The organism is Micromonospora sp. ABR4_055 (assembly GCF_056160425.1).
The window spans coordinates 1-6,529 of the sequence record NZ_JBSWXD010000244.1 but is presented as its reverse complement, the minus strand read 5'-3'; the positions used below and the strand labels follow the sequence as shown (position 1 = coordinate 6,529).

Below are 6,529 nucleotides of genomic sequence, written 5' to 3'. Positions count from 1 at the left end.
GGGGGGGGGGGAGGGGAGGGGGGGGGAGGGGGGGGGGGTGGGGGGTGCTGACTTCCTTTACCGGGCGATTACTTGCGTGTGGGCTTTCCCGGTCTGGTGGCCGCGGTGCAGCAGGGTGACCGCCCAGCCGCGGGCCAGCGCGTCCTCGACGACGCACCGGCCGACGAACCCGGTGCCGCCCAGCATCAGCAGTCGCATACCACCACTGTGCCGTCCGGCCCGACGACGCGGAAGACCGTCACGCTGCCAGCGAAACCCACCACAGGTTACCGTCGGGTAGTAACGGCTGTGCGTGGCGAGGAGGATCGATCATCGTGGACCGGTACGTCCAACCTGTGCCCGCCCCCGGCGACCCGTACCGCACCGACTGGCTGCTCGACCGGTGGCTGCGCCGCCGGATCGACCCGGCCGCGCACACCGCCGCCCGGCCCCGGCTGGCCGCCCTCGCCGCCGACGTCACCGGCCCGCTGCGGGCCGCGCACACCGACGCCGAGCAGCACCCGCCCCGGCTGGTCCGCTACGACCCGTGGGGCCGGCGCGTCGACCGGGTCGACACCTGTGCCGGCTGGCAGCGGCTACGGGCCGCCGCCGCCCGGCACGCCCTGGTCGCGCTGCCGTACCGCGCCGACACCCGCGCCGCCTTCGGCCCGGACACCCGGGTGGTGCAGCACGCCCTGCTGCACCTGTACGCGCCGGAGTCGGCGACGTTCTCCTGCCCGGTGGCGATGGCCGACGGGGCCGCCGCGCTGTTGCGCCACCCCGACGTCGACCCGGCGGTCCGCGACACCTGGCTGCCCCGGCTCACCGCCACCGACCCCGCCGCCGCGATCACCAGCGGCCAGTGGATGACCGAAGCCCAGGGCGGCTCCGACCTGTCCGGGTCGACCACCGTGGCGCGCCCCGACGACGACGGCGGCGACGGTTGGCGGCTGACCGGCGAGAAGTGGTTCTGCTCCGCGATCGACTCGGCGGTCGCGGTCGCCCTGGCCCGCCCGGTCGGCGCCGTCGGCGGCAGCCGCACGCTCGTGCCGTTCCTGGTGCCCCGCTACGCCGCCGACTCGCCGCTGGCCGCCGCCGGCACCGACCCGCACGCACCCGCCCCGGCGTGCGGGTGCACCGGCTCAAGGACAAGCTCGGCACCCGGGCGCTGCCCACCGCCGAGGTCGGCCTGCGCGACGCCGTACGCGCTGCCGCTGGGCGACCCCGCACGGCCCGGCCTGGCCCGGGCGATGACCCTGGTGGTGGTGACCCGGCTGCACAACGCCTCCGCTGCGGCCAGCGGGATGCGCCGCGGACTGGCGTACGCGCACGCCTACGCCACCGCCCGCCGGGTCGCCGGCGGCCGGCTGGTCGACTCCCCGGCGCACCGTGGCCTGCTCGGCACCCTCGCCGTCGACGCCGCCGGCGCGTTCGTCCTCGCCGGCCACGTGTTCGACCTGCTCGGACAGGTCGAGGCCGGCGTCGCCGGCCGGTCGACACCCGGCGGACCGGACGCCACCGCCGAGGTGGACCCGGCGGCCGAACTGCGGCTGGCCGCACCGCTGGCGAAGCTCGCCACCGGCCGGCTCGCGGTCGCCGCCGCCAGCGAGTACGTCGAATGTTTCGGCGGCGCTGGTTACGTCGAGGACACCGGCGTGCCCCGGCTGCTGCGTGACGCCCAGGTGCTGCCGATCTGGGAGGGCACCACCACGGTGTTGGCGTTGGACGCGCTGCGGGCGGTGACCCGCGAAAAGGCCGCCGGGCCGCTGCTGGCCCGGGTCGACCGGGCGGCCGCCACCGCCGCCGACCCCGAGGTGGCCGCGGCGCTCACCGACGCCGCCGGGCGGCTGCGTACGGACCTGGCCCGGGTCGCGGCCGACCCGGGTGGGGCCGACACGGCAGCCGGCGCGCGCCCGCTGGCGCTGCGGACGGCGTACACGTTGGCCGCCGCGCTGCTCGTCGACCTGGCCGACGAGCCCGGTGTCGGGGGATCCGGTCGCGGCACTGACGCGGCGGGTTCCGACGAGACCGACGCCGCCCAGGTGGCGGCCCGGCTGTGGGCCCGACGCTGGCTGGTCGGTGCCGACATCGCCGCCGACGCCCACCGGCACCTGGAACTGCTCAGCCGGACCTGAGTCCCGTCGCCCGGGCGGGCCGGCGGCCATGAGCAACCGAGCCTGCGCGTCCGCGCATCACCCGGCGGCCGGGCATCGTAGCGCAACGTCCCGGATTGTCCACCAATGTCGTGTGTCGGCGCGCGCGACGCCGCCGACAGGGTGCACGATCTCTGACATGGGTTCGCTGGAGATCGGCCCGGGCGTGTGGGCCGTCACGCTCGTCGTCATCATCGCGTTGCTCGCCCTCGACCTGGCGGTAGCGGCGATCCGACCGCACGCCGTCGGGTTCGGTGAGGCGGTCGCCTGGTCGGTGTTCTACGTCGCGGTCGCCGTCGTGTTCGGCCTGGTGTTCATGGCCTGGGCCGGCGGCGACTACGGCACCGAGTACTTCGCCGGCTACCTGGTGGAGAAGAGCCTGTCCGTCGACAACCTGTTCGTCTTCGTCATCATCATCAGCACCTTCGCCGTTCCCGAGGAACATCAGCACAAGGTGCTCACCTTCGGCATCATCGCCGCGCTGGTCCTGCGGGCGATCTTCATCGCCGCCGGCGCCACCCTGCTGAACCTGTTCTCCTTCATGTTCCTGGTCTTCGGCCTGCTGCTGATCTTCACCGCCGTGCAGCTGTTCCGGCACCGCAACGAGGACCCCCAGGTCGACGACAACGTGCTGGTCCGCGCCACCCGGCGGGTGCTGCCGGTGACACCGGACTACGTCGACGGGCGGCTCGTCACACGCCTCGACGGTCGCCGTGTCGTCACCCCACTGTTCATCGTGCTGGTCGCGATCGGCAGCACCGACCTGCTGTTCGCCCTCGACTCGATCCCCGCCGTGTTCGGTGTCACCCAGCAGCCGTACATCGTCTTCGTCGCCAACGCCTTCGCCCTGATCGGGCTGCGGGCCCTGTTCTTCCTGGTGAAAGGCCTGCTGGACCGGCTGGTCTACCTGTCCACCGGGTTGGCGCTGGTACTGGCGCTGATCGGCGTCAAGCTGGTGCTGCACTGGGGCCACACCCTCGACGACCGGGTCCCCGAGGTGCAGACCCCGGTGTCGCTGGGGCTGATCCTGGTGATCCTCACCGTCACCGTCGTCGCCAGCCTGGTCAAGGTCCACCGCGACCCGACCGCCCGCGCCCACGCCGGTTCGCTGCGCGGCCACGACGACCAGCAGCGGCAACGGTGACCTGCCGGATCCGGTGAGACGCTCAGCCGGACCTGGCGACGCGGGCGGCCCGCGCCGCCGCGATCCGGTACGCCGGGTCCCGGTCCAGGTTGTACCGGTCCCGGTCGTACCGACGGGTGGTCCGCGGATCGGCGTGACCCATCGCGTCCTGCACGTCCTCCAGCGGCACCCCTTCGGCGCGGGCGGTGGTGGCGAACGCATGCCGCAGCGAGTGCGGCGACAGCCGGTCCCACGCCGGCAGACCGGCGGCCCGGGCCAGCCGCCGGACCAGCCGGAACACGGCGTGCCGGTCCAGCCGCGCGCCGCTGGCGGTGGCCAGCAGCGGGCCGTCGAGCGCATCGGCCGCGACACCGGCGGCCCGGGCCCGGACTGCCAGGTACGCGTCGAGCACCGCCGCCGTGTCCGGCGCCAGCGCCCGGCGGCGGGCCCGGCCGCCCTTGCCGACGAACCGGACGCTGCGGTGCCCCCGCTCGTCGCCGACGTCGGCGACGTCGAGGCTGACCAGTTCACCGACACGCAGCCCCAGGTCGGCCAGCAACGCCAGCACGGCGAGGTTGCGCGCACCGCTCGCCCCGGTGTCGGCGCGGGCCGCCGCGAACAACGCGTCGACCTGGTCGGGGCTCAACCCGACGGTCGCCGAATGGTCCCGGTCGATCCGCGGCCGGTCCGCGTCGGTCACCGGGTTGGCCGGTACCGCCCGCAGCCGCACCAGGAACGCGTACCAGCTGGACATGGCGGACAGTTTGCGGGCCACCGTCGCCGGGGTCAGCAGCCGGCCGCTGCGCGGATCGACGGTGGCCTCCAACGTCCGGGCGTAGGCGTTGACGTCCAGGAACGACGCCTGCAGCGGGTCGAGCCCGGTGGCGGTGCACCACGACAACCAGCCGGTCACGTCCCGGCGGTAGGCGGCCCGGGTGTGCTCGGACAGCCGACGGTTACGCAGCCACGCCTCGGTGAAGTCGACCGGGGCGGTGGCGGCGGGCAGGCCGCGGTCGACCGGCCGGGGGACGAGACCGGGGGTGGTGGGGCGACGCATCGCAGCAGGATGCCAAAGCCGGCGTCACCGACGACGCCGAAACGCCGTACGTGATCTTTCCGCGCTGTTCGTGACCTCGGCCGGCCGGCCAACGGCGGCCGCGACCTGCGGTGCGGCGCGGTCAGGACATCCGGACGATCTGGCCGGTCACGTAACGGGCCTGGTGCGAGGCCAGCAGGGTGACGACCTCGGCGACGTCCTCCGGGCGGGCGATACGGCTCAGCGGACTCGAACCGGTGATCTGCTTCTCCACCTCCGGCGTCACCCAGCCGGTGTCGGTGACCGGCGGCTGCACAATGTTCGCGGTCACTCCGTACGGGGCGAGTTCGGCGGCGGCCGACATGGTGTAGTTCTCCTGTGCGGCCTTGGCCGCCCCGTACGACACCTCCTCGGGAAAGCCGTGCGGGCCGCCGGAGGTCAATCCGACGATCCGCCCCCAGCTGGCCTTGCGGGCCAGGTGCCGGCGGGCGAACTCGGCGATCAGCAGCGCCGGGGCGCGGGCGTCGACGGCGAACTGGCGGTCGAAGGTGCCGGCGTCGACGTGGGTCAACGGCCGGCCGAACCGGTCCCGGCTGTCCGGCCGGAACGTGTCGCTGAGCCAGCCGCTGGCGTTGTTGACCAGGATGTCGACCGGGCCGAACGAGGCCGCCGCCTCGTCGAACAGCCGAGCCGGGGTGGCCGGGTCCGCCAGGTCGGCCTCCACGGCCACCGCTTTGCCGCCGGCGGCGACGATCCGGTCGACGACGCTGCGTGCGTCCTGGGCACGGACCTGCCCGTACTGGGCGGGAAACGACGGATCGTCGGCGTAGGAGGACGGGTCCATCCGCAGGTACGCGGCGAGCACCGCGGCGCCCTGGGTGGCCAGGGCGAGCGCGATCGCCGCGCCGATGCCCTGGTTCGCGCCGGTCACGATCGCGACGTGCCCGGTCAACCGGGGGTCGATCATCTTCCCAGGATGCCCGGCCGGCGACACCGGCGCGAGGCGTTTGCCGGCTTGTCCCCCGCCGGACATGACGAGTCCCCGCCCGGTGCGCTCCGGCGCCGGGCGGGGACCCGGTGGTGGGTTTCAGTTGCTGAGCTGCCGGCGGCCGTCGTCGCCGACACTGATCGAGACCCGGCGCGGCTTGGCGCGCTCCGCCACCGGGATCCGCAGGGTCAGCACGCCGGCCTCGTAGCCGGCCTCCAGCTTGTCGGTGTCGAGGGTGTCGCCGAGGAACAGTTGCCGGGTGAAGGTGCCCATCGGCCGCTCGGCGGCGACGAGTTCGATCTTGTCGCCGGTGGGGCGGTGGCGCTGGGCACGCACCGTCAGGACGTTGCGTTCCACGGTGCACTCGATGCTGTCCGGGTCGACGCCGGGCAGGTCGAACGCGGCGTAGAACCAGTCGCCGTCACGGTAGGCGTCCAGGTGCATGACGGCCGGACGGGTGGTGGTGCCGAAGAACTGCTCGGCGATCCGGTCGATCTCCCGGAACGGGTCGGTGCGCATCAACATTGTCGGACCTCCTCACGGGTGCGGGCTTCTCACTCCCTCAAGTTGAGCCCCGCAGACTCAACTTACTTATAGCTATAGCGCGCAACCCTGAGAGCGTCAAGTCGTCCCGTACGCGGGACAAACCGGTCGACCGGACCCGCTGGCGCGTGGACCCCCGCTGTGCACGCCTTCCTCGCCCACCTGCACGACGCCGGGTTCGGCGGCGCACCCCGACCGCTCGGCGTCGACGCCGCCGGCCGCGAGGTGCTGACCTACCTGCCCGGAACGGTCCCCTGGCCGGACCGGTTCGACCTGCTCGGCCCAGACGCGGCCCTGCGCCGGGTCGGCCGCCTCGTACGCGACCTGCACGACGCGGCCGCCAGCTTCACCCCACCACCGGGTGCCGTCTGGCGGCGGCTCATCCCACCCGACGGCACCGATCTGGTCCTCCACCACGACCTCGCGCCCTGGAACCTGGTCGTCGGCGACCGCTGGGCCTTCATCGACTGGGACACCGCCGCGCCGGGCACCCGGCTGTGGGACCTCGCCTACGCGGCCAAGGCGTTCGTGCCGCTGACCGCCGACCCCGCCTGGCAGCGCCCCGACGCCGCCCGCCGGCTACCGGAATGCGGGCCAGTGCTCCGGCCTTCAGGCCGGGGGTGAAGGCCCGCGCTGGGAGGGCCGCCAGGGCCCGAGCAGTGCCCTGACCTGGCCGGTTCTGCTGCTCGATGTACTGCGTCACGATG

Annotated in this window: 7 protein-coding genes; 3 read left to right on the top strand and 4 right to left on the bottom strand. The window is 73.9% G+C overall.

Annotated features, from left to right (window positions below):
* Nucleotides 1-57 precede the first annotated feature (57 nt).
* Nucleotides 58-198 (bottom strand): NAD-dependent epimerase/dehydratase family protein, encoded by a 141-nt coding sequence (locus ACXAHD_RS30900; RefSeq protein WP_475054976.1) that lies wholly within the window; start codon nucleotides 196-198, stop codon nucleotides 58-60.
* Nucleotides 199-314: 116 nt separating this feature from the next.
* Here ACXAHD_RS30900 and ACXAHD_RS30895 point away from each other — a divergent pair, with 116 nt between their 5' ends.
* On the top strand, nucleotides 315-2,114 hold the full coding sequence (locus ACXAHD_RS30895) for an acyl-CoA dehydrogenase family protein (protein ID WP_475054974.1): 1,800 nt from the start codon (nucleotides 315-317) through the stop codon (nucleotides 2,112-2,114).
* A 157-nt stretch (nucleotides 2,115-2,271) separates the two neighbouring features.
* Complete coding sequence (locus ACXAHD_RS30890) at nucleotides 2,272-3,276, top strand: TerC/Alx family metal homeostasis membrane protein (protein ID WP_475054973.1); 1,005 nt, start codon at nucleotides 2,272-2,274, stop codon at nucleotides 3,274-3,276.
* 22 nt (nucleotides 3,277-3,298) lie between these two features.
* On the opposite strand, the gene ACXAHD_RS30885 is transcribed toward ACXAHD_RS30890, so the two are convergent.
* The 3 genes from ACXAHD_RS30885 to ACXAHD_RS30875 all read right to left on the bottom strand — a co-directional run bounded on the left by ACXAHD_RS30885 (nucleotide 3,299) and on the right by ACXAHD_RS30875 (nucleotide 5,804).
* The gene (locus ACXAHD_RS30885; protein ID WP_475054971.1) at nucleotides 3,299-4,312 is read right to left on the bottom strand and encodes a tyrosine-type recombinase/integrase; all 1,014 of its coding nucleotides are present in this window, start codon (nucleotides 4,310-4,312) and stop codon (nucleotides 3,299-3,301) included.
* A 121-nt stretch (nucleotides 4,313-4,433) separates the two neighbouring features.
* Nucleotides 4,434-5,258 (bottom strand): SDR family NAD(P)-dependent oxidoreductase, encoded by an 825-nt coding sequence (locus tag ACXAHD_RS30880; RefSeq protein ID WP_281567350.1) that lies wholly within the window; start codon nucleotides 5,256-5,258, stop codon nucleotides 4,434-4,436.
* Nucleotides 5,259-5,378: 120 nt separating this feature from the next.
* Nucleotides 5,379-5,804, bottom strand: coding sequence for an Hsp20/alpha crystallin family protein (locus tag ACXAHD_RS30875; protein ID WP_281554851.1), 426 nt, complete (start codon nucleotides 5,802-5,804; stop codon nucleotides 5,379-5,381).
* A gap of 159 nt (nucleotides 5,805-5,963) precedes the next feature.
* Between ACXAHD_RS30875 and ACXAHD_RS30870 the strand changes: the two genes are divergently transcribed.
* Entirely contained in the window at nucleotides 5,964-6,446 is a 483-nt protein-coding gene (locus ACXAHD_RS30870; RefSeq protein WP_281554850.1) for a phosphotransferase, read from the top strand.
* Nucleotides 6,447-6,529: the final 83 nt, after the last annotated feature.

Bases quoted from the DNA above. Each gene is read 5' to 3' on its own strand.
- ACXAHD_RS30890 (WP_475054973.1), top strand. From the start codon at position 2,272: ATGGGTTCGCTGGAGATCGGCCCGGGCGTGTGGGCCGTCACGCTCGTC.
- ACXAHD_RS30875 (WP_281554851.1), bottom strand. From the start codon at position 5,804: ATGTTGATGCGCACCGACCCGTTCCGGGAGATCGACCGGATCGCCGAG.
- ACXAHD_RS30900 (WP_475054976.1), bottom strand. From the start codon at position 198: ATGCGACTGCTGATGCTGGGCGGCACCGGGTTCGTCGGCCGGTGCGTC.
- ACXAHD_RS30885 (WP_475054971.1), bottom strand. From the start codon at position 4,312: ATGCGTCGCCCCACCACCCCCGGTCTCGTCCCCCGGCCGGTCGACCGC.
- ACXAHD_RS30880 (WP_281567350.1), bottom strand. From the start codon at position 5,258: ATGATCGACCCCCGGTTGACCGGGCACGTCGCGATCGTGACCGGCGCG.